Below are 23581 nucleotides of genomic sequence, written 5' to 3' on the forward strand. Positions count from 1 at the left end.
GAAGTTAAAGGTGTGATTCTCAATGCAGTTGAGAAAAAAGCATCTAACTCATACGGCTATGGATACGGCTACTATAACTACGCGTACAAAAGCGAATCATAACTTGAATTTAGATCGCTAATTAAACCAAATATGACAAAGCCCTGCTAGAAACAGCAGGGCTTTTTCTATTGCACTCTTAGTTGCTTGTACGTAATCAAACTAAGCAAGACAAAGAATATTGGGTCACTCCAACCAAAACCGACAAATACTCCGATAATGCCGGCATAGGTAGTAATCACTGCCCCTAAGCCATTAGTAATCAATAATGCTTTAAACAGCTGTTTCGCAGTATGCCCTGATTCCACATTACGTAACATCAAACTCACCGCTGCGATTCCACCTAAAAAGATCGAAGTATGCTGCGATAAAAACAGCGCGTACTGGTCGTTAATTTGTACTCCATACATCGGCCACATTATGGTTGGTACAAAAAACAACGCAAAAGCGAATACCGTATATACGACACCATGAACGGTTAGAAAAGTGCGGTTGGTCATCATCTCCTTATCCTCTAATAGGCCCTTGATTGAGCGTCGTTAACGGCACATTGATATCGAAAATTTGACCTCGTACTTCGACTACGCCCATTTTTCGTAAGCGTGCGGCATGCATTTCGAGATAAGCTTGCGCCGTGGCTTCATCTTCAAAAAGATAGATACCACCACCGAGTTTGTCTTTTTCGCTTTCCGTCCAGATTTTCCAAATCATGCCCGGCTCTTGGTTAATCGACTTAGCTAAGTCGACCAGAGCATTCGACATCTCGTCACCAAACGGACCATGAAATTCAAAATCAACTTGCAATAATTTCGCCATCTTGAGTCTCCTCTTCTTATTGACTCGTTTTCGATGACAAGATTATTACCTTTATAAAACTGACAGAAAAGTTCATAATTTCGCCATTAACTGTCTAAAAAATTGACTCATGAGACTAAAAACGACCTTAGAACAATGGCAAACGCTACAAGCGATTAATCAAGAAGGCAGCATTCAATCCGCAGCTTTACTGCTCAACAAGAGCCATACTACATTGATCTACTCGGTGAGGAAGTTAGAAGACCAACTTGGTATTCAACTTATCGAAGTACGAGGGCGCAAAGCGGGTTTGACAGAGCACGGCAAAACCATACTGCGTCGTGCACAATCCATGCTTGAACAAGCGCGGGAACTAGAAGTCATCAGCGAGCAGTTAAAAAGTGGGGTGGAATCTCAAATCACGGTCGCAGTAGATCATCTTTGTGACCCTTGTTGGCTTTATGCACCACTCAGTCAATTTTTGGAGGACAACAACACGACCTCCGTTCAAGTGGTTGAAACGTCACTGAGCAAAACAACCGAAATGGTCGTAAATGAGCTCGCTGACATCGCAATCATCAACTTACCGATAACCAACTACCCTGCCGAAGCATTTGGCGTAACAACCATGCTGCCTGTAATCGCAGCACACCATCCACTCGCTAAAAAGCCGCATGTTTCCATCGACGATTTTGCAACCACCAGCCAAATTGTCATCCGTGACTTAGGTGATTCAGACAAAACGAAAAGAGATGTGGGTTGGTTACGCGCACGTCAGCGTATTACCGTCGATAACTTCGACCACGCTTTTCACGCCGTAGAGCAAGGCGCTGGATTTTGTCGGCTACCAGCGCACTTAGTCGCAGCCCGCAAGAGCGATAAAATTAAAGTATTGGAGATCGAACACTCCCATCAATATCAAGTTTCGCTGCACCTCACTTTACCCAAAGGAGCCAAAAGTGGTCCTGCGACTCAAGCGCTTTATCGTACTTTACTCAAAAGTGTAGAAACTCGAGTCTAGCAACAGTGGTATTGAGTTGAATCGCTAGTGTTATCGCCTATTGATTCTCCCTAAATATAGAGAAACGGCCATTTTGTGACGCTACACTCTCACAAAAGGTTGCACGAAGGATAGCGACCACCTACTATCACTCTGCTCATGCCTAAAGCACCCAACACTCGCGGAAAGAACTCGGTTCACGGCAATATCCTCACCTGCTTGGTTTAGCAGGCACAATCTGTTTTTACCTTCTTTTTAGCTTCTATTTAGGCGAGTGTGGAAGAAATAAGAAAGGTGAAATATGAACTCTACAAATAGCTTCTCGATCAATATCAATCAGCAAAAATCCATTGCTAAAAAAAGGCTCAAAGCTATCCGCCTATACGATAACGCTACGTTGGAGTTAGTTAAGCGATTTCACTCCAAGCCAGAATCTTTGGCTCCCGATACAATTCAATTGGCTGACGTTCAATATGCACTCGCAAGAGAACTTGGCTTATCCAGTTGGAGTAAACTAAAAGCTCATGTCGAAGAGCTAGAAGCGCACAAACTAGCCATCAAACAACAAAAACCGCCCCTAGATGCGAAAGTAAAAACGCTACACGTTCGTTGCGGTCACGATATACAACAACAGCTTAAAACCAGTGGATTTGAAGGGACATTTTTAGCCCTGATCGATCCGCTTTGTATTGGCCCCATACCAGCAACACCGCAGAACTTCCTTGCCATTCGTGCCCAATATGTCGTAGAGACTCTGCTGCCCGTGATGAAGCGTGAAGACTCGGTTCAAGATATAGTCACATTGGAACAATCAAACCTCGATCTGTTGCAAAGTGATGTATTTGAACGAATCGTCTTTTGGGTCGAACATGACAGCTATGATCAATTGATGCTAATTCGTGCTCTAACACAGTTAGAGAATGTAGAGAATAAAGTGATAGAGATCATTGAGTTGAACCAGTTCCCGGGCACTGAACGATTCATCGGCTTTGGGCAGTTGCCTGAAGAAGCTATTCGTTCTTGTTGGCGATACCGTAAACCTGTGACAGCAAAATTATTCAGTCAGGCTAAACGGTGTTGGCACGCTATTACATCACCGACACCTATTTCCATAGTTAATTTGATTCAGCAGCATAACCTGGATTGCTTGCCCAATATACTCGACGTGCTTAAACGCCATTTGCAAGAGTTACCTAATTCACAAACTGGATTGAGCTTGACACAACACCTCGCACTAAAGGTCTTGAGCTCGCAAAATCGTTCAATTCCCATCAAAGATTGGTTTGAGCAATATCAACAACTAGAACCTCTTCCTTATCTAGGAGACGTGATGTTTTACGCGTTACTCCTCCCTCTAGCACAGTGTCAAATACCTTTGATCACGATTGAGTCACGTGAAAGGCACTGGTGGGAACAAAGCGTCCGTATCACTGAGGCTGGCAAGCAGTGTTTGGAAGGCCTAATACGAGCGAAACAATGCTATTGGGTTGGAGGGATTAAGAATACCAGTCAAAATTATTGGAGCTGGGATCACCTCCAACTAACTACACTTGCCAACCATCATTGAGTTGACAAATATGAAAGCATAAAGGGTTCGTTGGCTCTGATGAACACTCAATACTAAAGTATCGCTAAAGAAGCGACTGCTAGTCTGAATACAACTTAAATAGTTATGCAGAAATGCATCCACTCAAAGAGAGTATGCACTCTATCTCTTATTGGAATTTATTGTAAATCCTCTTTGTTATCGGTTGTATATTCGATAAAAGTGTTAAAATACAAACTTTTTATCCAGCCGATTCGTTAATGTTTGGTTAAAATCCCATTTTTATTAGTGATAAAGTTCACATCTATTAACCATTTAGAGGATTATTCTTTCGTATTTTCTCACTCCGCTGCTAATCTGCTCGCCGCTTTGAAGTGAACTCAAGGTGCATAACTATAAGGAGTGTTCTCATGAATACCAAGAAACCGATGTCGCTTACCAGCCGCGTAATTTTAGGTATGGTTGCGGGTATCTTGACAGGATTTGCAATTCGCACACTTTTTGCCGACAACGGATTTGTCGACGCATACATTGTTAATGGATTATTCGAAGTTGGTGGACAGATCTTCGTTGCCAGCTTAAAAATGCTTGTTGTACCGCTAGTATTTGTTTCGTTAGTTTGTGGTACTAGCTCTCTCAAAGACCTCTCTACACTGGGTCGCATGGGCGGTAAAACCCTCGCTTTCTACGTTACGACAACGGCTATCGCGATTACGCTTGCTCTAACTATGGGTACTCTATTCCAGCCAGGGGCAGGGGCAGATCTAACGGCAGCAAGTTCATTCAAATCAGCCGAAGCGCCATCTTTAGGTCAGGTGATCATCGATATGTTCCCGACCAACCCAATCAGCGCAATGGCAGAAGGTAAAACTCTGCAAGTTATCGTGTTCGCCGTGCTATTCGGTATCGCGATCAGTGCAGCGGGTAAACCAGGCGAACGCATCGCAGCATTCTTCTCTGATCTGAATGAAGTGATCATGAAGCTGGTCGCGATTTTGATGAACTTGGCGCCTTATGGGGTGTTCTTCTTAATGGCGAAGCTATTCACTGGTCTTGGTCTGGGCGCGATCGTCAATCTGGCAGAGTACTTCTTAGTACTGGCTGGTACGCTTGTCCTACACGGTCTAGTTACTTACAGCTTAATGTTAAAAGGTTTCACAGGTCTAAACCCAATTACGTTCCTACGCAAGATGGAAGACGCGATCATGTTTGCTTTTTCTACAGCATCATCGAACGCGACGATTCCAGTGACAATGGAAACAGCAAAGCACCGCATGGGTGTTGAGAACCGTGTATCATCGTTCACTGTACCACTTGGTGCAACCGTGAACATGGACGGTACGGCGATCATGCAAGGCGTAGCAACTGCGTTTATTGCTCAAGCTTTCAATATTGATTTAACTATGGGCGATTACCTAATGGTTATCATGACGGCAACTCTGGCGTCTATCGGTACCGCAGGTGTTCCTGGTGTGGGTCTAGTAATGTTGGCAATGGTATTGAACCAAGTAGGCCTGCCTCTAGAGGGTATTGCACTTATCATGGGTGTTGACCGTCTTCTTGATATGATTCGTACCGCGGTAAATATCACTGGTGATAGTGCTGTGACCGTCATCGTTGCGAAATCAGAAGGTGCATTGGATGAAGCTCGCTTCAACGACCCAATGGCAGGCGTAGCCGAAGAAGAAGTGCACCTGAAACGCGCTGACGCCTAAATCGTTCTACGATTACCATCCTGAAATTATATAGTCCTGTCTAAAAGAAAACCCCGATGGAAACATCGGGGCTTTTGTTTTCTCCGCGTCTAGAAATGCTCTTTCTAATCCACCATCGAATTCAGCTTTTCTCTCGCTTGTTCTTCATGCTCGTCGGTGATGGCATTGCCGACCGAGTTCGCCGCCAGAGTCAGTGCCGCCATATCATCGGTAAAACCGACGCCAGCTAGTACGTCTGGCACCATATCTGTTGGTAGGACGAAGTAAGCCAGCGCGCCACCTAAAATAGCCTTGTGGCGAGCAGAGGTGTTGGAATCTGCCATCGCGAGCCATGATTTTATGCCCATTACGGCAATTTCTTCACCCGCTTTCTTAACCGACCCTTTCATTTTACGCCAAAAGGTTTTCTCATCTGGCGCTTGCATCGTTTGGTCTAAGACGTCATCGGACGCCGAATTTACAGACATGCTTGTGGTCATCGTGCCTCCTAAATTTATGACTGTGGCAAAGATATTAAGAAGATGAACCTGAACGTAGGATTAATAGCGAGTAATGATAATGAAGAAAGGAAACAAAATGGCTAGATAAATAAATCCCCAAACCGAAGTCCGGGGATTATTGCCTTGAAATCAAAAGTCTTGGAAATCAAAAGTTTTGGAAACCAAATGGTTTTGAAACCAACAGCTTTGGGAACCAAGCTTTAGAAGCAAAATGCCTTATTGAGCAATCTTCTCCAGTACACGCATCAGCATTTTGATACGTGGTTCGATAGACTCAAGCAACAAGTACTCTTGATCGCTGTGGAAGCCCGCACCGATAGGTCCTAGACCATCCAAAGTTGGAACACCAAGAATCGCCGTGTTGTTTGCATCAGAGCCACCACCTACTTCTTTCCAGTTGATGTCGATAGCCAGTTCACTTGCGGCTTCTTCAACTAGCATCATCAGGCTTTCTGTTTGTGGGCTTGGCACCATAGAAGGCTTATAAGCTTCACGAACCAACTCAATTCTCACGCCATCAACGAATGGTGTTTCCAGCATGCCATTTAGCTTGCTATCGACATCATCGTATTCTTCGTTGCTCCAGAAACGCACATCCACGATCGCTTCCGCGTGCTCAGGGACGATGTTCGCACCGTTGCCGCCAGAAACAATGCCGACGTTCAGCGTAGTACCAGAGTCAAAGTTGGTCATTGCATTGACAGCCAGAATCCAATTTGCCATCTCAGTGATTGCGCTGCGACCGTTTTCTGGCTCGTTACCTGCGTGAGCAGCAACGCCATTAAAGGTCATTTTGTAGCGAGCCATGCCTTTACGCGCTTTCACTAAACCACCGTCTGCACGTGCTGCTTCTGCAACCAGTACATTCTTAGCGTTTTTCGCAACTGATTGAATCCAATCCACAGAATCCAGAGAGCCTGTCTCTTCATCTGGGTTCATGCAGATAGCGATAGATAACTTATCCAACACAGCTTGGTCTAGATTACGCATCGCGTACACGATGTTCAGCAAACCAGATTTCATGTCAGACACACCTGGACCGTACGCTTTCTCTGCATCTTGAAACATTGGACGAAGCTCAGCGGTACCCACAGGGAACACCGTATCCATGTGACCAATTAGCATCACATCGATTTGCTCAGCTTCCGGCTTATTTCGAACTTCAAGACCAACACCGGCTCTGCCACAGTCGATGCGTTTTACGCTCCAACCTGACATCGCTTGGTACTTCTCTTCAAATTGAGAAGCGATGAACTCGATACCATCAGTAGTATAAGTGCCACAATCCACATTGATTAGCGGACGTAGCTCTTCTAGATATTCATTTAGAGAGAATTGCATGACTCACTCCTAGACAAACAGATTCATCACTAGCATTGCGCCAAATGCGTTCAATACTGAGATTGCAATCATAACTGGGATGTAACGACCTTCAGTACCAATTGGACCCATGATACGACCCATGTACTGAACTTGAGAGCCCATTAGGTAGATAGCTGGCGCTAGAATCGCAATGTGCGTACCGTTCAGGATGCCTTGGTCAAATAGCGTAATCACTACGCCCACCGCGCCGCCCATCGACATCCAAGCACCGATCAATACCGCTGCTGCTTCACCCGGAAGACCAAACACCGCCATGATTGGAGAGAACACAGTGCCCATCAGATCTAGCGCGCCAGTGATTTGCAGCGCTTTGATGATAACGAACGCCATCAATACGTTAGGAACCGTAGAGGTAGTCGCAATTACCCAACCTTTCTTAGCACCTTCGACGAAGATATCCGTCACCATTGGTTTTTTCGCTTTAACGTCACCCATTATGCCGTCTCCTCTTTTAGGTTCTCTGATTTGTTTTGGTCTTGTTTGTCTTCTTTACCTTCCGTCATGTTCAGGTAAATACGGAACAGGTTTGCACCGATGATCTTGAATGCGAACATCACCACAACCGCTAAACCAATAGAAGACGTGACCGCTAGAGAGCCGTCAGCCATCGTCAATGTGAACAGCACAGCACCTGATGAGAAGAAGTTCACGATGGTCGCACCTGCAGTAAACTGGAACATGGTAAATACGTCCGTTTCACGCTTAGTTAGGTGACCTTCATCTTTTAGCTGACGCGTCATCGCCGCGCCCGCGTCGGTACTTTGTAGAGAAGCAATTAAAGCCAGACCAGAGTTACCAGGGATGCCCATTAGAGGACGTAGAAGAGGAGTAAGAAGCTTACGAGCTGCTTCAAGTGCACCGTAGTGCTCAAGTACGTTGATCATACCTAAGGCGAACATAACAGTTGGAATCAAAGTAAGTGCGAAAATGAAACCGTCGCGAGCACCGCTACCACCAGTACCGCGAAGCGACGTTGTTGCAACTTGCACACCGTCAGCCGTTTCGGTGACACCATACGCCACCTTGCCGAAAGAGCCATTGAGCGTTGTAAAATCGAATACACCGTACCATTCGCTAGATTGCATCAGGCCAGAAAAGAACACGACCGCAAACGCCAGAGCAACGTAGCACCCCAGTGTAACTTTACGCTCAGTTTGAACAGGAATTTTCATAACATTACCTACACATGTGGAACTTAACACATATGTTCACCTGAATAATGTGCTAGAGAGATGATCAAAATCAATCCGCCTGCCGAACATTATCGCGACTCAGTTATGAAGTTTTGTTTTATGATTCCAATCACAATTGAAAGATAATAAAAATTTGTGCTAACAATTAGGTATATTAATCTATGTCGATAGCTCACGACTTCTTCATCAACTCAACAAATGATTCTGACGAATATTGCTTTCTACAACATTCATGACGTACTTCATACTTTGGCATTGAGGCAATATCGATTAACTCGAAAGTAACATTCAGCCACGAAATTTAGGTTAGGATGGCCCGGTCATATGTAAACGGCATAAACCAGAATTAACAGGACTATACGACCCATTGTTACGCTCACAATATAAAATAGCCAAATGGACACTCGCCCTCGTGCTTTGGGTGGTGATGATATGCTTAAGCCAAAATTCTGGTTTCTCGAAAAGCTGCCCGAAGGCTCACCAAATACAGAGTCAGCAAGATGAGAGTGTGAATTTATCACCATCTTGCGACCTTTCAGAAAAGCTGGTTCAAGCGTACCAACATCAGTTTGATCATATTCTTATTCCATTTTTTCTATTTGCTTTGATTGTGGCGCTGCCGATGACAACCACAGCAATTCGCTATCTGGAATACACAGAACCGATACCGGAAAAGTATCGGGTTCACCTAAAACTTTGCGTGTTTAGAGAATAAAGCCAGCAAGGCGAGAGACCTTTCCGCCTGACTTTTGTACATATTTTATTCACTTCACATAACAAACAACGAAATTTAAAAGTTTTAGGAAATATTATGACATTCACTCGTACACTTTTGGCGTTAACGATGGCTATCGTATCTGCCGTATCTTTCGCATCAGAAAAGACCGCAGAACAAAAGCTAGAGGAAGTTAATCAGATACTAAAAGATAACCCTCAAATTCTTGATTCATTGCACCAAAACCTTCAAGAGTACATTGCGTACCAACAGTCATTTGGCGACACCTTGAAGGAGGTTCGTCAATATCTAAGTGATGGCAAACATTCCTCTTTTGGTGCTGAAAACCCTGAGTTAACCATTATTAACGTAACAGACTACAGCTGCCCTTTTTGTAAACGTTTAGAAGGAGAGCTGGTCAAAGTTGGTAAGGAATATCCGCAGGTAAAAGTGCTTAACCTCAATGTCTCTTTTAAAGAACAATACGAGAAAAACGGCTACAACTCGGCAAGTTACGCATTAAATGTTTGGCAAAACCAGCGAGATAAGTACGAACAAGTGCATGAGTTATTGGTGAAAAAACCGGGCGCACATGACGCACGTTCCTTAAATCAAATCGCGAAAAAAACGGGGACAGAAGCGCAGCTTGTCGACGACAAAGAGACCAAGGCGTTGCTTGATAAAAACTATCAGTATTTCACGCAACTTGGTTTACGCGGCACGCCTGCGTTGATCATTAATGATCAAGTCATTCCTGGCTATGTGCCGTTTGACGAGCTAGAACAAGTCATCGACCAAGAACTGGCGAACTAAAACAACAAAGCCCTTCCCTGATAACTCAAGGAAGGGCTTTTTCTATCTAGGCTTAAAACGAAGTTCTAACTACTTTTCGCGACCCACAAACGCCACAACGACTTTGTCATTGCCAAGCGAGCGAGAGAACACATACGCACCTTCTTGTTCAATCACTTGATGTTGACCTGCACCAATCGCTGGGTGCGCTTTACGGAACTGACCAAGGGTTTGCCAGTGTTTGAGTAGCGCTTGCTTCTCATCCGATAGCTTCCACACCATGTCAGAACGTGTGCCTTGGTGGAAATCATCCGCGTAAGGACCAATGTTACGACCAACTTCATCACCATAATAAACCTGAACAGCACCAGGACTCAGAAGCAGTGCATTCGCGGCGTTACGCTGCATACCGTAATCTTTGAAGCGAGAGAAGAACAGCTCGGTATCGTGAGAAGACATGTAGCTCACAGGGTTAAAGTCTTTCTCATTGGCGATAGTATCTGCGTAACTTTGGTAAGTGTCTGCCATTTGGCTGAAACACGCCGCGCCTTTGTCTAACTTCTTCTGCATGTCGAAGTTAATCAACGCGTCAAAGCCATCGTCAAAGTAAGGGCTGCGATAAGCGGTATGTCCCCATACTTCACCCATCATCCAGAATGGCTGACCTGACTTACCGTTCTCTTTACGCCATTGCTCAAGGCTGCTTGATGCCTCTTCTTTCAAGCGTTTCCACACATCGCCTTCAACGTGCTTCACCGTGTCGACACGGTAACCATCAATACCAAAGCGTTTCACCCAATCAGTTTGCCACTCAATTAGGTAGTCCGAGACGGTGTAATTATCACGCGCCTCAACGCGAGTGCCAGGGTTATCCAATAGCCATTGAGCTGGCTTCACGGCTTTGTCTGATTCAGTGATAAAGTCAGGCAAACCCGCCAATGACATGGTGATATCACTGCTGCCCGGAGCTGGGTATCCCGGTAGACCTGTTCTTATCCAGTCACCGCCCCACCATTTCGCCCAGTTTGGACTCTGGTAATCAATATTCTGGTGGTAGCTATGCCAATTTTCACCCGCTTTTGGTTGCCAATCCCCCCACTTCTTAGGTAGTTCAGCGTTTGGTTTTAACACCTCAATACCATCAAATTGCAAATCGGCTAACGTTGAGTAACCGGTGTGGTTGATTACTGCGTCCATCAATACTTTAAGGCCACGTTTGTGTGCCTCTTCCACCAGCTTTTTCAGGTCATCTTCGTTACCGAAGTTCTCATCAATCTTGGTGAAATCACGCGTCCAGTAACCGTGGTAAGCGTAAAATGGGAATGAGCCGCTATCGCCGCCGCCCACAAAACCGTGTACTTGCTCAACGATTGGCGACAACCAAATTGCATCTGTACCTAGGCTCTTTATGTAATCTAACTTTTTGATCACACCTTTTAGGTCACCACCGTGAAAGGTACCAACCTCTTCTTTACCGTCTTTCTTACGCCCATAGCTGTTGTCATTACTCGTATCAGCATTCTTGAAACGGTCGACCATCACGAAGTAAATGTTGGCATTGCGATAATCAAACGATACTGCTTCTTTGGTTTTCTTCACTGGCTCTAGTAGCACCAACCCGCCTGAATCTTTGCTTGGCGTCAGCGATACTTGCTGATCTTTTACTTCGACCATTTGCCCAGAGTAAGCATCACGCAACTTGGTGCCATCGAGGAAACTGTCACCCAGCGCAATGGTGACTTCGCCGCCTTGATAAACCTCACATTGCACTTGTGGGATTGGGCGTTTGAATTCTGTCTTCGCGGCTTTCTTAGGTTCACGCTTGAAGCGCAGTGTTTTCGCTTCCGCATCAAAAGCAAAAGAGTAATCGCCAGTAAAGCGGATTTTTAACGGCAGTTCCGTTGGCTTTCCGCAGTTCAGCGCGATAGGTTTGTTGAATTTGACCTTCTGGCTATCAGGCGCGAAACAGTCGCCCTCAACGCCCGTGATTTTGAGCGTGTATCCGTCTTTGGTTAAGGGCACAACCAAAGGCTGTTCTGCACTTAAGGGAAAGTCACGGCTGTTAGTCGTGGTAGAAATGGTGATGTTTGGCTCGGCGATGGCACTTGCCGATGCAAGCAATAAGGTAGTCGTAATCAGATTCAGTTTCATCGTTCAGTCCATTGGTTGCGCATAGGCGCAGTATTCGTGTTGTATTTTTATTCACACTAATAGTAAATGGATGAAAAACTGAGCACATCATTCTGAAAGGCTACGCCCTAAAGCTTGTGACGCTTCACATTTTGCTTTTATGGGGGCGTAGTTCTACTTATGAGCAGGGTAAAAAGGAGTTTAAAGCTGAACGCTACCAAGGTTACGCATTTGTCTCATCGCCCAATTGACGCGGCTGATGGTGTAAGAAGTCTGAGGGTAAACTTTGATGCGATACGGATTTGGCAGCACCACCGCAAGCCTTGCTGCTTGGCGTGTTGAAAGTTGTTTAGCAGGTATACCAAAGTAGTTTTGCGCAGCGGCTTCCGCGCCATAAATACCCGGACCAAACTCCACCACATTCAAATACACTTCAAGAATGCGTTTTTTACTCCACATTGCTTCCATCAGCAGAGCAAAATAAAGCTCATACGCTTTGCGCACATAAGAGTGTGAAGGAAACAGAAACACGTTCTTTGCAGTTTGCTGAGTAATCGTGCTCGCACCGCGAGAGGGACCGTTCTCGCCAGACTCTGAGATCACTTTAAACAAGGAATCAAAATCCACTCCGTAATGGGTCGGGAACTTTTGATCTTCTGTCGCAATCACGGCCAGTTGAATGTGTTTAGAAATATCACTCAAAGGCACCCATTCATTTTGACTCTCTTCAGGAAATCCTTCAGGAGGAGAAATCATGCGGCTGATCTTCCATCCCCAAATTGGTGGATCGATGTATTTCACTATGCCAACGAGCATCACTGGTAAAAGCAAAAGCACCAATAAGATATTGAACAGAAGGGATTTAATCTTTCTCAAAGTCCGACCTAGCCTGATTTAACAAAACAATATGATGCAAGTATAGAGTATGCAGTCTGTTTATCGTTAGTGAAAACTTGGTCAAAAAAAGCCCGATTTACAATGTAAAACGGGCTTAGAATTTGATTAGACTAAATTATTTGTGCAGCTTGTAGAACACGGTTGAAAGTGGAGGCAAACGAAGCTCAAGTGATTGAGGCAGTGATTCACTTTCAACTTTTTCCGTTTTCACACTGGTCAGCACTTTAAAATCGCTGCCGCCGTATTTGCTGTCGTCTGTATTCAGTAGCAGTTCGTATTGACCTGCATTTGGAACGCCTAAACGAAAGCGCTTGTGTGGTACGGGCGTAAAGTTGGTGATGATCAGAATACGCTCACCTTCTTTACTAATACGCTCGTGCGCTAGGATGCTCGCATCCGCTTCGTCTTGTAGACGCCACTCAAAACCAGCAGGAACACAATCTTGATCGTGCATCGCCGCTTCATTTCGGTACAAGTGGTTCAAATCTCGCATCAGCTTTTGAACGCCTTGATGACGCTCGTATTCTAGCAAGAACCATTGCAACTGATCATCGTGGTTCCACTCCGCCGTTTGACCGATTTCCGCGCCCATGAAGTTCAGCTTTTTGCCCGGTTGACCATACATATAACCGTAGTATGCTCTTAGGTTTGCGGTTTGCTGCCATTCATCGCCCGGCATCTTGTTGTGAATAGAGCCTTTGCCGTACACCACCTCGTCGTGAGAGAGAGACAAGACGTAGTTCTCGCTGTGCGCATAAACTAGCGGAAATGTGATGGTATTGTGGTGGTATTTGCGGTGAACAGGATCTTCTTTGATGTATGAAAGACTGTCGTGCATCCACCCCATATTCCACTTGAAGCCAAAGCCTAAACCACCCATAAAGGTTGGCGCAGACACACCCGGAAACGCCGTTGACTCTTCCGCAATCGTCATCGCATTCGGGAAGTACTTGTACACTTCTTCGTTCATCCATTTTAAGGTTGCGATTGCGTCGTAGTTTTCGTTGCCACCATCAACGTTCGGGACCCACTGATCGTGGCTACGTGAATAATCGAGATAGAGCATCGACGCAACAGCATCGACACGAATGCCATCAATATGGAATTGTTCAAACCAGTACAGCGCATTCGAGACAAGGAAGCGACGTACATGTTCACGGCCTAAATCGTAAATGTAGGAGTTCCAATCTTGGTGCCAACCGCGACGAGGATCTGGATCATGGAACAGAGGCGTACCATCAAAGTTAGCTAAACCATGATCATCCGATGGGAAATGCGCAGGAACCCAATCCAGCACTACACCGATACCAGCTTGGTGACACGCATCCACGAAGAATTTGAAATCATCAGGTGAGCCAAAACGGCTAGTTGGTGCAAACAAGCCAACAGGTTGATAGCCCCATGAACCATAGAATGGATGCTCAGACACAGGCATCAGCTCAACGTGGGTGTAGCCCATATCCACAAGGTATGGCACCAACTGCTCCGCGAGTTCGCGGTAGTTCAGGAAATCACCGTTCTCGTCGCGCTTCCATGATCCAGCATGTAGCTCGTAAAACGATAACGCTTCATCACGCTTTTGTGTCACTGCACGGTTTTGCCATTTCGCATCTTGCCATTGGTAACGCTTGTGATCGTAGGTAATGGATGCGAACGATGGGTATTGCTCAGAGTAGAAACCCCAAGGGTCTTGTTTGTGTGGCAACCCTTCCCCATTTGGCCCTTTGAGCTCAAATTTGTATTGTACCCCCTCTTCCAAACCAGGAATGAATAGGCCCCAGATACCGTAGTCTAAGCGTTGCATTGGATGACGACGGCCATCCCATTGGTTGAAGCAACCCACAAGGCTAACAGCAGATGCATGTGGTGCATAAACAAGGAAACGCACACCAGAGATGTTTTCACCGCCACGCTCTAGCGTGACAAAGTGCGCGCCCATGTAGCGATACATGTCTTTTGGCGTATGCAGATGCTCGTACTCTTGGTAGATATTGTGGTACTGGTACGGGTCATCAATAATTTGTTCAACACCATTCCAATCGACCGCTAAACGGTAGTGGGTCAGGTGTAAATCGCGTTGTTCTTTTAAGATGAAACCGCTGTCGCCATCACGCTCAAGCGCCACGCGAGGTTCACCATTAACAAGCAGTTCAACCTTGTTTGCGCCCGGCATCCAAACTCTCAGCGAAGCTTCGTCGTCAATGAATGGACCCAGCGCCGCAAATGGATCTGAGTAAGCCGCCTCAGCAAGCAGTTCGTATGCGCGTTCGTGTTGTTTCTTTATTTTCTTGGTTTTGGTGGTTTTCAAATCTTTCTCCCTAGAGCCAACATCCTTTTCAAGACCAGAGATCTGAATCAAACATCGGTTTCTCCACAGCCAACGTTGTGAACTCACAAAAAGACTCCGCTTCTCACGTTCGTTGCGTAAACGGCGTCAAAATACAAAAATGCCCGCTATTGTCGCGGGCATAATAACGGTACTTCATCCTAACGGATTGTGTTTTAGGAATGAGTGACCTAGACGGAACTTTCGTACCTCTGAGCTAACAAAATTGGTAATCAGCTCGTCCATCTACGCCACTCTAGGCATCTTACTTACTCGCCTGTGCGCGAACTTCAGTAAGGCGTTTAGAAATACGATTCACATCTTCACGGCTGAAGATTTCATCTAGGTTCATCGACAATTTACGACGCCAGTTTGGATACTCATCCACCGTACCAGGAATATTGACAGGTTGATCCATTTCTAGCCAGTCTTCAAGCTGAACGCTAAGCAGTGCAGAGTCACCCGCGGCTACGTGCAGTTGCAGCGCTTCGCTTAGGTATGAATCCATTGGCACGTACTGAGCATCATGACCAATGCCTTCTGGCAGATAGCCATGCCAGCGAACACTGTCTAGAATGCCTTGTTTGCACTTCAAGCGGTCAGCGAATAGGCCTTCCAACTGCTGCTCATCAGGGTACAGACCAATCTCACGCCCCATCTTCAAGTCATCACAGTGCCAGAAACCGCGTAGTGTTGGCATATCGTGCGTACACAGCGCAGCCATAGACTGCTCAGCGTAGTGCTTCGGAGAAATAAAACCGCCGTCGTCTTTTGATGTTTCGAAGAAGAAGACTTTGTACGAATGCACACCCGCATCACGAAGGATATCAACGATTTCATCAGGTACAGTACCCAAGTCTTCACCGATTACAGAACACTGATGACGGTGAGATTCCAACGCTAGGATTGCTAGCATGTCTTCAACTGGGTAGTACAGGTATGCGCCTTCTGTCGCTTTCTCGCCTTTTGGAATCCACCAAAGGCGAAGCAGGCCAAGTACGTGGTCGATACGCAATGCACCACAATGCTTCATGTTAGCACGTAGCAATTTGATGTAAGCGTCGTAGCCAGTCGCTTCTAAAACCTGAGGGTTAAGCGGAGGCAGACCCCAGTTTTGGCCTAGTGGACCAAGTACATCTGGTGGCGCACCGATGCTTGCATCCAATACTAGCGCGCCTTCGTCAGCCCATGTTTCGCTGCCTGAATCTGCAACACCAACCGCAAGGTCACGGTACAAACCCACAGCCATGCCTTTTTCTTCGGCTAGCGCTTGCGCTTCTTTGATTTGATCGTCTGCGATCCATTGCAGGTACATGTACAAGTGAACACGATCTTGGTTGTCCTTAATGTACTTCTGAGTACCAGCTGCGTCGAATGTGCGGTATTTCTCAGGGAATACTGGCCAGCCCCACATGTTTGCATCTTCTGCATGTAAATCAGCATGAAGTGCATCGAATGCAGCTTGATGTAGCAAGCTGTCGCCGCCTTTTTCAACAAAGTCCAAGAAGGCACGAGCGCGATCGGTGTTCTTGTCTAAATGGCGAGCTTTAAACTCACTGAATAGCAGCGGAAGAACGCTCATTTTTAGTTGCGAAACTTCGGTGTAATTCACCCAATGAGAGTCTCGCGCTTTTTGTAGACGTTGTTGGAACTCTGCGCTACCCACTCGCTGTTGTGCTTCTGCACTAAGCGCGAACTCAGGTACAGAGCTTACGTCGATGTACATGATGTTCAGCCAGCGACGAGAAGACGGGCTGTATGGGCTTGCCCCTTCTGGATTCGCAGGGAACAGCGAGTGAATCGGGTTCAAGCCAATGAAGTCACCGCCACGAGAGGCAATATCACTCACCAGTTGTTTTAGGTCACCAAAATCACCGATGCCCCAGTTATGCTGAGTACGCAGTGTGTAAAGCTGGATACTAGGACCCCATAGCTTTTTGTGTTGGTTTAGATCGTCTTGTTTGAAACACGCTTTCGGCGTAATGATCAATGACATCTCGTAAGGTGTTTTACGACGCTTACGACTGATGATCAGTTTGTGATAACCCCAAGCCAAGTTCTTTGGCAATGCAAACACTAGAGGGCCACCCTCAGCACGCTCATCACGAACAATTTGGGACTGAAGATAGCCTTCAAGTACCTCTCCTTGTTCTGTTTCTAAACGCCAGCTGAATTCACTCTCACGAGCACTCGTACCTAGGTTTAGTTCCACTTCGACTGGTTCGCCGTCGCGTAAAACAAGAACAGGGGCTAGTACGTCTTTTTTATGTTTCTTTTCAGCAGAAGCCAGTAGTTTTTCATCACTGCTAGTATCGTAGCCAAGCGAAGCGAGCAAGCGGCGTAGCGTCTCCTCAGACACTTTAGCCTCATCTCCCCAAGCACTGACATAGCTATCAGCCAATCTCGCCATTTCCGCGACTTTCTTTAATGCTGTTTGTTCTTTCATCGCTTTCTCCGAAGGTAATACCAACACCTTCCATGTAGGGTTTTATTGTTATCAATAACTTCTTTTGGAAAATGACCAAAGGTAGCGCTTGGCTACCTTGGTCTTAACTAGGTTCTATTAGCGTTTCACCGCTTCAAGTTTCCAGATATTGTTCACGTAGTCGCGGATTGAGCGGTCTGACGTGAACTTGCCAACAAGGGCGGTATTAAGAATGGCCTTCTTCGCCCAGCCAGCTTGATCTTTATATTGTTCGCTCATGTCTTCGTGTGCTTTCACGTAAGAGGCGAAATCCGCGAGACATAAGTATGGGTCACCACCGTCTAGTAGGCTGTCGTATGTGGCACGCAGTAAGCCTGGTTGGCCTGGTGTGAACTCTTCACCCAATAGCAAGTCCATTGACGCTTTGAGTAAGTGATCCGCATTGTAGTAATCAAATGGGTTGTAACCTTGAGCTTTCAGCGCTTTCACACCTTCAACATCTAGACCGAAGATGTAGATGTTCTCATCGCCTACTTCCTCACGAATCTCAACGTTTGCACCATCCATTGTACCGATAGTTAGCGCACCGTTTAGCGCCATCTTCATGTTACCTGTACCTGATGCTTCTTTACCCGCTAGCGAGATTTGTTGAGAAACGTCAGCCGCAGGGATAATGATTTCAGCCATGCTCACGCGGTAGTCAGGGATGAATACCACTTTCAGCTTGTTACCGATGCGAGGATCGTTGTTCACCTTGTCTGCAATCTTGTTGATTGCGAAGATGATTTCTTTCGCTAGGTGGTAACCCGGTGCTGCTTTTGCTGCGAAGAACACAACGCGTGGCGTACACTCAAAACCTGGTTCATTAAGAATACGGTGGTACAGAGACAGTACGTGTAGCAAGTCTAGATGCTGACGTTTGTACTCGTGCAGACGCTTGATTTGAACATCGAAGATTGCATTAGTATCGAGCTCGATACCCATGTTGTCTTTCACCCAAGTTGCTAGGCGTTCTTTGTTCTCTTTCTTCACTGCCATGAATTCTTTTTGGAATGTCGCGTCAGTAGCGTACTTCGCAATACCTTCAAGTTGCTCTAGTTTCGCTGGCCATTCTGGGCCGACTTTCTCAGTGATAAGCTGAGACAGACCTGGGTTACAGAACTTCAACCAGCGACGTGGCGTAATACCGTTCGTTACGTTGTGTAGACGTGTCGGGTACATTTCGTGGAACTCTGGGAATAGGTCTTTCTTAACCAATTCAGAGTGAAGTGCTGCTACACCGTTTACTGCGTAAGAGCCGATTACACATAGGTTTGCCATGCGAACCATGCGGTGGAAACCTTCTTCGATGATAGAAAGCTTCTGTTGCTTCGCGACATCACCCGGCCACATTGCACGTACGTCTTGTAGGAAGCGGTGGTTGATCTCGTAAATGATCTCCATGTGACGTGGTAGCAGGTGCTGGATTAGCGACTCTGGCCATGTCTCTAGTGCTTCTGGAAGTAGCGTGTGGTTGGTGTACGCAAATGTCTTAGAGCTGATTTCCCAAGCCGCTTCCCAAGCGAAACCTTTTTCATCCATCAGGATGCGCATTAGTTCAGGAATCGCAATCGTTGGGTGTGTATCGTTAAGCTGGATAGTTTCTTGCTTAGGTAGATCCGCTAGCGAGTAGCCCGCAGCTTCGTGGCGACGTAGGATGTCACGTACAGACGCTGCTGAGTGGAAGTACTGCTGCATTAGACGCAGTGTTTTACCTTTCTCGTGGTTGTCATTCGGGTAAAGCACTTTAGTGATGTTACCTGCGTCGATCAGTGCGTGCTGAGCTTCGAAGTAATCACCATTGTTAAAGCTTGCTAGTGAAAATGGTGCAATCGCCTGACATTCCCAAAGACGTAGCGGGTAAACCGTGTCTGATTCGTAACCCACAATTGGAAGATCCCAAGGCATTGCTCTTACTGTCATGCCTGGTACCCATTTGCGAACCTCTTTACCGTTCTCGTTAATCACTTCAACGTGACCGTAGAAACCGATCTCTTGCGCAAGTTCTGGACGCGCAATTTCCCAAGGGTAGCCTTCTACACCGCGCCATGCGTCAGGTGCTTCTTGCTGGCGACCATCTTTGAATGACTGTTTAAATAGACCGTATTCGTAATGTAAACCATAGCCGACAGTTGGGAATTCTTGTGCCGCACATGAATCCATGAAACACGCAGCCAGACGACCAAGGCCACCGTTACCCAATGATGGGTCGCGCTCTTCTTCTAGCAGATCAGTTAGGTTGTAACCCAGTTCAGCCATTGCTTCTGTTACTTGTTCATACAGACCCATGCTGATTAGGTTGTTACCCGTCAAACGACCGATAAGGAATTCTAGCGAAAGGTAGTTAACGCTCTTCGCACTTTTAATGCGTGGATCTTCTTCTGTCGCAAGCAAATCTAGAGTAGTAAATTCAGCCAGAGCATGCCCCATTGCTAGGTACCATGCGCGGCTGTCTGCGTTTTCAATCGTATGAGCGTAAGTTACAGATAAGTGTTTCTTTACGCTTTCTTGGAACGACTTCTTGTCAAATTGTTTTTGTTGAGTAGGTTTCATTACGAAATTCTCACGTCTTTTGGTAATTCATCTGCCATACATCGTGCATTTACCTCTGTGAATAAACATCCTCCTAATTCTCATCCTTTGAAGGAGGAGGGCTGAGGGCGTAGAGGGGGTACCATTGCTAGGTTAGTGATCCAAATCTCAACAAAGTGAACTTTGCACCAGTTCTTAGTGATTTTGATCACAATGGAATGTGAGAAAGGTTAAAACCCGTTCATGACGCTTTTTATAGTCCACTCATCTGATGATGTGAAAATTGTAATATCGGTCACATTAACTCGGTCAGCGTAGAAGAACTTTTCGTAATCTATGTGCAACGCGATCTTAACGCTAACGAAACAAACGACATTTAAGTGACGACAATCACAAATAAAGGGCGTAGTTGATGGTAAATCCATCAACCCTTGAGAATTAGGAAGTGGATCAAAGTAACGAACATTTCTGATGTCGTAACATCCCTCTCAGCTCACAGGATTGTACGCTTTTTATACAAACTAGAATTAGGCGATGTGAGTTATTTCTAGTTTTCGCTAGCTTTTATATCTAAGTGACCGTATGGAATGGTTTTTCAGACGGACGCAAGCCCCAATAGTAGCGACATTATCCGGTATTCAAACAGTGTTTTTGATGCTGATGACATCATTCAGTAAGACGGCTTTCAAGGGGGCTTTACTAGAATGATCACGTTGCTGTCATTTGGGTATACATAAATAAGGACATAACTACTAATGTGGATTCCATCTAAGCTTACTCGACCAGGACGCCTGCACAATGCCATCGTGCGCCCACGAGTGTTGGACTTACTACAGCAAGCGCCTTACTACAAATTGGTTTTATTCCGATCCCCAGCAGGTTACGGAAAAACAACAATGGCAGCGCAGTGGCTATCCGATAAGCCAAACGTCGGTTGGTACAGCATTGATGACAGCGATAACGACGGCTTTCGCTTTGTAAACTATCTGCTTCAAGCATTAAACAAAGCCACCAACTTCAGTTGCGCTAACGCACAAAAACTGGCGGAAAAACGTCAGATCTCGTCTTTACGCTCCCTATTTAGCGAAGTATTCGCTGAAATGGCTGACTTTCATCAAGAATGCTACGTGGTGCTTGATGACTACCATTTAATCACGAATGATGAAATCCATGAATCCATGCGTTTCTTCTTAAAGCACATGCCAGACAACCTCACCGTTGTGGTAACCAGTCGTGCAGCGCCGCCTCTGGGCACTGCAAACTTACGTGTTCGTGATTTAATGATCGAAATCGGCAACGAGATGTTGGCGTTTGATACCGAAGAAACCACTCGCTTCTTTAACCAGCGTATCGCCGATGGTATTGATGAAGACATGGCGAACAGCCTAAGAACCTATGTTGAAGGTTGGCCATCGGCGATGCAGTTGATCGCATTACAAGCCCAACATCAAAACCGCACATTGGCACAAACTGTAGAGTCGGTATCGCAGTTCAATCACGCGCACTTGTGGGATTACTTGGTCGAAGAAGTGTTTGACCTACTCGATCACGAAACTCGTCACTTTTTAATGCAAGTATCCGTGCTTGACCACTTCAATGATGAGCTAGTGTTTGCCCTTACCCAACGCGAAGATGCACTGGGAATGATTGAATCGCTTAACCGTTACGGCTTATTCATTTACCCACTCGAAGGGGAACAGAACTGGTTCCGATTCCATAACTTATTTGGCGAGTTTTTGTCTCATGAGCGCCAAGCTCGTATTCCTCAGCAAGAAAAAGATCTCCACCGCAATGCTGCTATCGCTTGGTTACAGCAAAAAGCACCACACCAAGCGATTCATCATGCACAAAAATCGAATGATAAGGACTTAGTGGTAGAGATCCTAAACGAATTCGGCTGGAAGATGTTTAACCAAGGCGAACTCAGCACACTGGAAAGCTCAATTAACAAGTTGGACGATGATCTGTTGTTCAGCCACCCAAAACTTACGATGCTCCGAGCATGGTTGGCTCAAAGTCAGCATCGTTATAACCAAGTGGGCCACCTGCTTGAAGAAGCGGAAGAGGAACACAAAAAGCGTAACATTGCGTTAGATATTCATTATCAAGGTCAAGCAAACGCGTTGCTTGCTCAAGTGGCTATCAACAGTAACCAACCAGAAAAAGCTCTCGAATTAGCGGAGCTAGCGCTTAGCCAACTTGATAACACAATTTACCGTAGCCGAATTGTGGCGACTTCGGTTGTTGGTGAAGTTAACCACGTGCTAGGTAAACTAGACCGTGCTTTGCCGATGATGCAACAAACTGAAAAGCTAGCTCGTCAGTATCAGGTATATCACCAAGCGTTATGGGCAATATTGCAGCAAAGCGAGATTTTAATTGCACAAGGTTACGTGCAAGCTGCCTTTGAACTACAAGATTCCGCATTCCGTCTGATTGAAGATCAGCAGCTTCAGCATGTTCCTCTTCATGAATTTTTGCTGCGTATTCGCGCGCAAGTACTTTGGTGCTGGAACCGACTTGATGAAGCGGAAGAATGCGCGTACAAAGGTCTGCAAATTCTCGAAAACCATTCACCAAGCAAGCACTTACATAGCTATTCGATGTTGGCGCGTATTGCGATTGGACGTGGTGAATTAGACAAAGCCGGTAAATTCATTGAGCATATACAGCACTTGATGAAACAGTCGACTTACCACGTAGATTGGACTGCAAACGCTTCACTATCGTTGATTCTATTTTGGCAAGCGCGCGGGAATACCGATGCAATGCAAGAATGGCTCAACACTGCGGTTCGTCCTGAATCGGCATGCAACCACTTTTCTCAATTGCAATGGCGTAACATTGCCCGCGCCCACATTAACTTAGGCCAATATACCGACGCTCGTGCTGCGTTAGATTTCCTCCAAGGTGAAGCTCGTCGCACTAACCTAATCACAGATACTAATCGCAACTTAGTGGTTGAAGCGGTCCTTTCTGCTCGCCAAAAAGATGAGGAGAAAGCCAAGGCACTGTTAAAAGAAGCATTAGTAATGACGAACCAAACTGGCATGGTCGGAAACTTCCTGATTGATGGTGCAACCATTGGCGGTCTGCTGGAGAAGTTGAGCCTCCGCCATGAACTGGGCGATCTTGAGCGTCACCGTGCTCAACAGTTAATGAAGGACATTTCATCGAATCAACGTAGCCGGTCGATTCACTTTGATGAAGACTTTATTGAAAAGTTGGTGAATCACCCTAATGTGCCAGAGCTAGTACGTACCAGCCCATTAACACAACGCGAATGGCAGGTTCTGGGGCTGATTTATTCAGGCTTTAGTAACGAGCAAATCGCACAAGAGCTGGATGTGGCAGGTACGACAATTAAAACCCACATTCGCAACCTGTACCAAAAGCTTAATATTGCTAATCGTAAAGAAGCCATTGTGACAGCTGAAAATTTGCTGCAGTTGATGGGATACTGAACTGCTCGATAAACGGGTTAAAACGTAAAGTAAAACACAAGGGTTGGCGTAACACGTCAGCCCTTTTTTATGACTGACAGTAAGTGAAGT

The 23581-nt window shown here is 45.9% G+C and carries 17 protein-coding genes; 6 read left to right on the forward strand and 11 right to left on the reverse strand.

Annotation, left to right across the window (positions count from 1 at the left end; genetic code table 11):
* Window positions 1-167: 167 nt before the first annotated feature.
* Window positions 168-539 (reverse strand): hypothetical protein, encoded by a 372-nt coding sequence (locus tag R7041_RS14325; RefSeq protein WP_017634450.1) that lies wholly within the window; start codon window positions 537-539, stop codon window positions 168-170.
* Window positions 540-546: 7 nt separating this feature from the next.
* Window positions 547-855, reverse strand: a complete 309-nt coding sequence (locus R7041_RS14330) for a monooxygenase (protein ID WP_005374871.1) — start codon at window positions 853-855, stop codon at window positions 547-549.
* 109 nt (window positions 856-964) lie between these two features.
* On the opposite strand from R7041_RS14330, the gene R7041_RS14335 reads away from it, so the two are divergent.
* The 3 genes from R7041_RS14335 to R7041_RS14345 all read left to right on the forward strand — a co-directional run bounded on the left by R7041_RS14335 (window position 965) and on the right by R7041_RS14345 (window position 5095).
* The gene (locus R7041_RS14335) at window positions 965-1855 is read left to right on the forward strand and encodes a LysR family transcriptional regulator (RefSeq protein WP_132936258.1); all 891 of its coding nucleotides are present in this window, start codon (window positions 965-967) and stop codon (window positions 1853-1855) included.
* 280 nt (window positions 1856-2135) lie between these two features.
* A complete protein-coding gene (locus R7041_RS14340; protein ID WP_206949161.1) occupies window positions 2136-3401 on the forward strand; it encodes a DUF1835 domain-containing protein in 1266 nt (421 codons plus the stop codon).
* Window positions 3402-3790: 389 nt separating this feature from the next.
* Window positions 3791-5095 (forward strand): dicarboxylate/amino acid:cation symporter, encoded by a 1305-nt coding sequence (locus R7041_RS14345; RefSeq protein ID WP_017820133.1) that lies wholly within the window; start codon window positions 3791-3793, stop codon window positions 5093-5095.
* 104 nt (window positions 5096-5199) lie between these two features.
* Here R7041_RS14345 and R7041_RS14350 read toward each other — a convergent pair whose 3' ends face one another.
* The 4 genes from R7041_RS14350 to R7041_RS14365 all read right to left on the reverse strand — a co-directional run bounded on the left by R7041_RS14350 (window position 5200) and on the right by R7041_RS14365 (window position 8150).
* Window positions 5200-5574, reverse strand: coding sequence for a YkvA family protein (locus R7041_RS14350; protein WP_206949162.1), 375 nt, complete (start codon window positions 5572-5574; stop codon window positions 5200-5202).
* A gap of 237 nt (window positions 5575-5811) precedes the next feature.
* The gene (locus R7041_RS14355; RefSeq protein ID WP_182038092.1) at window positions 5812-6936 is read right to left on the reverse strand and encodes a M20 family metallopeptidase; all 1125 of its coding nucleotides are present in this window, start codon (window positions 6934-6936) and stop codon (window positions 5812-5814) included.
* Window positions 6937-6945: 9 nt separating this feature from the next.
* The gene (locus R7041_RS14360) at window positions 6946-7413 is read right to left on the reverse strand and encodes a YjiG family protein (protein ID WP_005374849.1); all 468 of its coding nucleotides are present in this window, start codon (window positions 7411-7413) and stop codon (window positions 6946-6948) included.
* Window positions 7413-8150: a nucleoside recognition domain-containing protein gene (locus R7041_RS14365; protein ID WP_005374846.1), complete on the reverse strand. Its 738-nt coding sequence runs from the start codon at window positions 8148-8150 to the stop codon at window positions 7413-7415. Before R7041_RS14365 ends, R7041_RS14360 begins: the two co-directional genes overlap by 1 nt.
* Before the next feature lie 448 nt (window positions 8151-8598).
* Here R7041_RS14365 and R7041_RS14370 point away from each other — a divergent pair, with 448 nt between their 5' ends.
* Complete coding sequence (locus R7041_RS14370; RefSeq protein WP_049872671.1) at window positions 8599-8886, forward strand: hypothetical protein; 288 nt, start codon at window positions 8599-8601, stop codon at window positions 8884-8886.
* A 96-nt stretch (window positions 8887-8982) separates the two neighbouring features.
* Complete coding sequence (locus R7041_RS14375; RefSeq protein ID WP_053349997.1) at window positions 8983-9699, forward strand: DsbA family protein; 717 nt, start codon at window positions 8983-8985, stop codon at window positions 9697-9699.
* 69 nt (window positions 9700-9768) lie between these two features.
* On the opposite strand, the gene R7041_RS14380 is transcribed toward R7041_RS14375, so the two are convergent.
* From R7041_RS14380 to R7041_RS14400, 5 genes are all read right to left on the reverse strand, one after another.
* Window positions 9769-11829 carry an alpha-amylase gene (locus R7041_RS14380; RefSeq protein WP_206949163.1) on the reverse strand — a complete coding sequence of 687 codons (2061 nt, stop codon included), beginning with the start codon at window positions 11827-11829 and terminating at the stop codon, window positions 9769-9771.
* Window positions 11830-12009: 180 nt separating this feature from the next.
* Window positions 12010-12684, reverse strand: a complete 675-nt coding sequence (gene mtgA / locus R7041_RS14385; protein ID WP_054865800.1) for a monofunctional biosynthetic peptidoglycan transglycosylase — start codon at window positions 12682-12684, stop codon at window positions 12010-12012.
* A gap of 136 nt (window positions 12685-12820) precedes the next feature.
* On the reverse strand, window positions 12821-15013 hold the full coding sequence (gene glgB / locus R7041_RS14390) for a 1,4-alpha-glucan branching protein GlgB (protein ID WP_373920997.1): 2193 nt from the start codon (window positions 15011-15013) through the stop codon (window positions 12821-12823).
* 283 nt (window positions 15014-15296) lie between these two features.
* Entirely contained in the window at window positions 15297-17477 is a 2181-nt protein-coding gene (malQ, locus tag R7041_RS14395; protein WP_005374838.1) for a 4-alpha-glucanotransferase, read from the reverse strand.
* Between the two features lie 117 nt (window positions 17478-17594).
* Window positions 17595-20048: a glycogen/starch/alpha-glucan phosphorylase gene (locus tag R7041_RS14400; protein ID WP_258512353.1), complete on the reverse strand. Its 2454-nt coding sequence runs from the start codon at window positions 20046-20048 to the stop codon at window positions 17595-17597.
* Window positions 20049-20782: 734 nt separating this feature from the next.
* On the opposite strand from R7041_RS14400, the gene malT reads away from it, so the two are divergent.
* Entirely contained in the window at window positions 20783-23491 is a 2709-nt protein-coding gene (gene malT, locus R7041_RS14405; RefSeq protein WP_206949165.1) for an HTH-type transcriptional regulator MalT, read from the forward strand.
* Window positions 23492-23581 lie beyond the last annotated feature (90 nt).

The sequence above is a fragment of the Vibrio sp. 1751 genome, assembly GCF_033339895.1.
GTDB classification, from domain to species: domain Bacteria; phylum Pseudomonadota; class Gammaproteobacteria; order Enterobacterales; family Vibrionaceae; genus Vibrio; species Vibrio alginolyticus.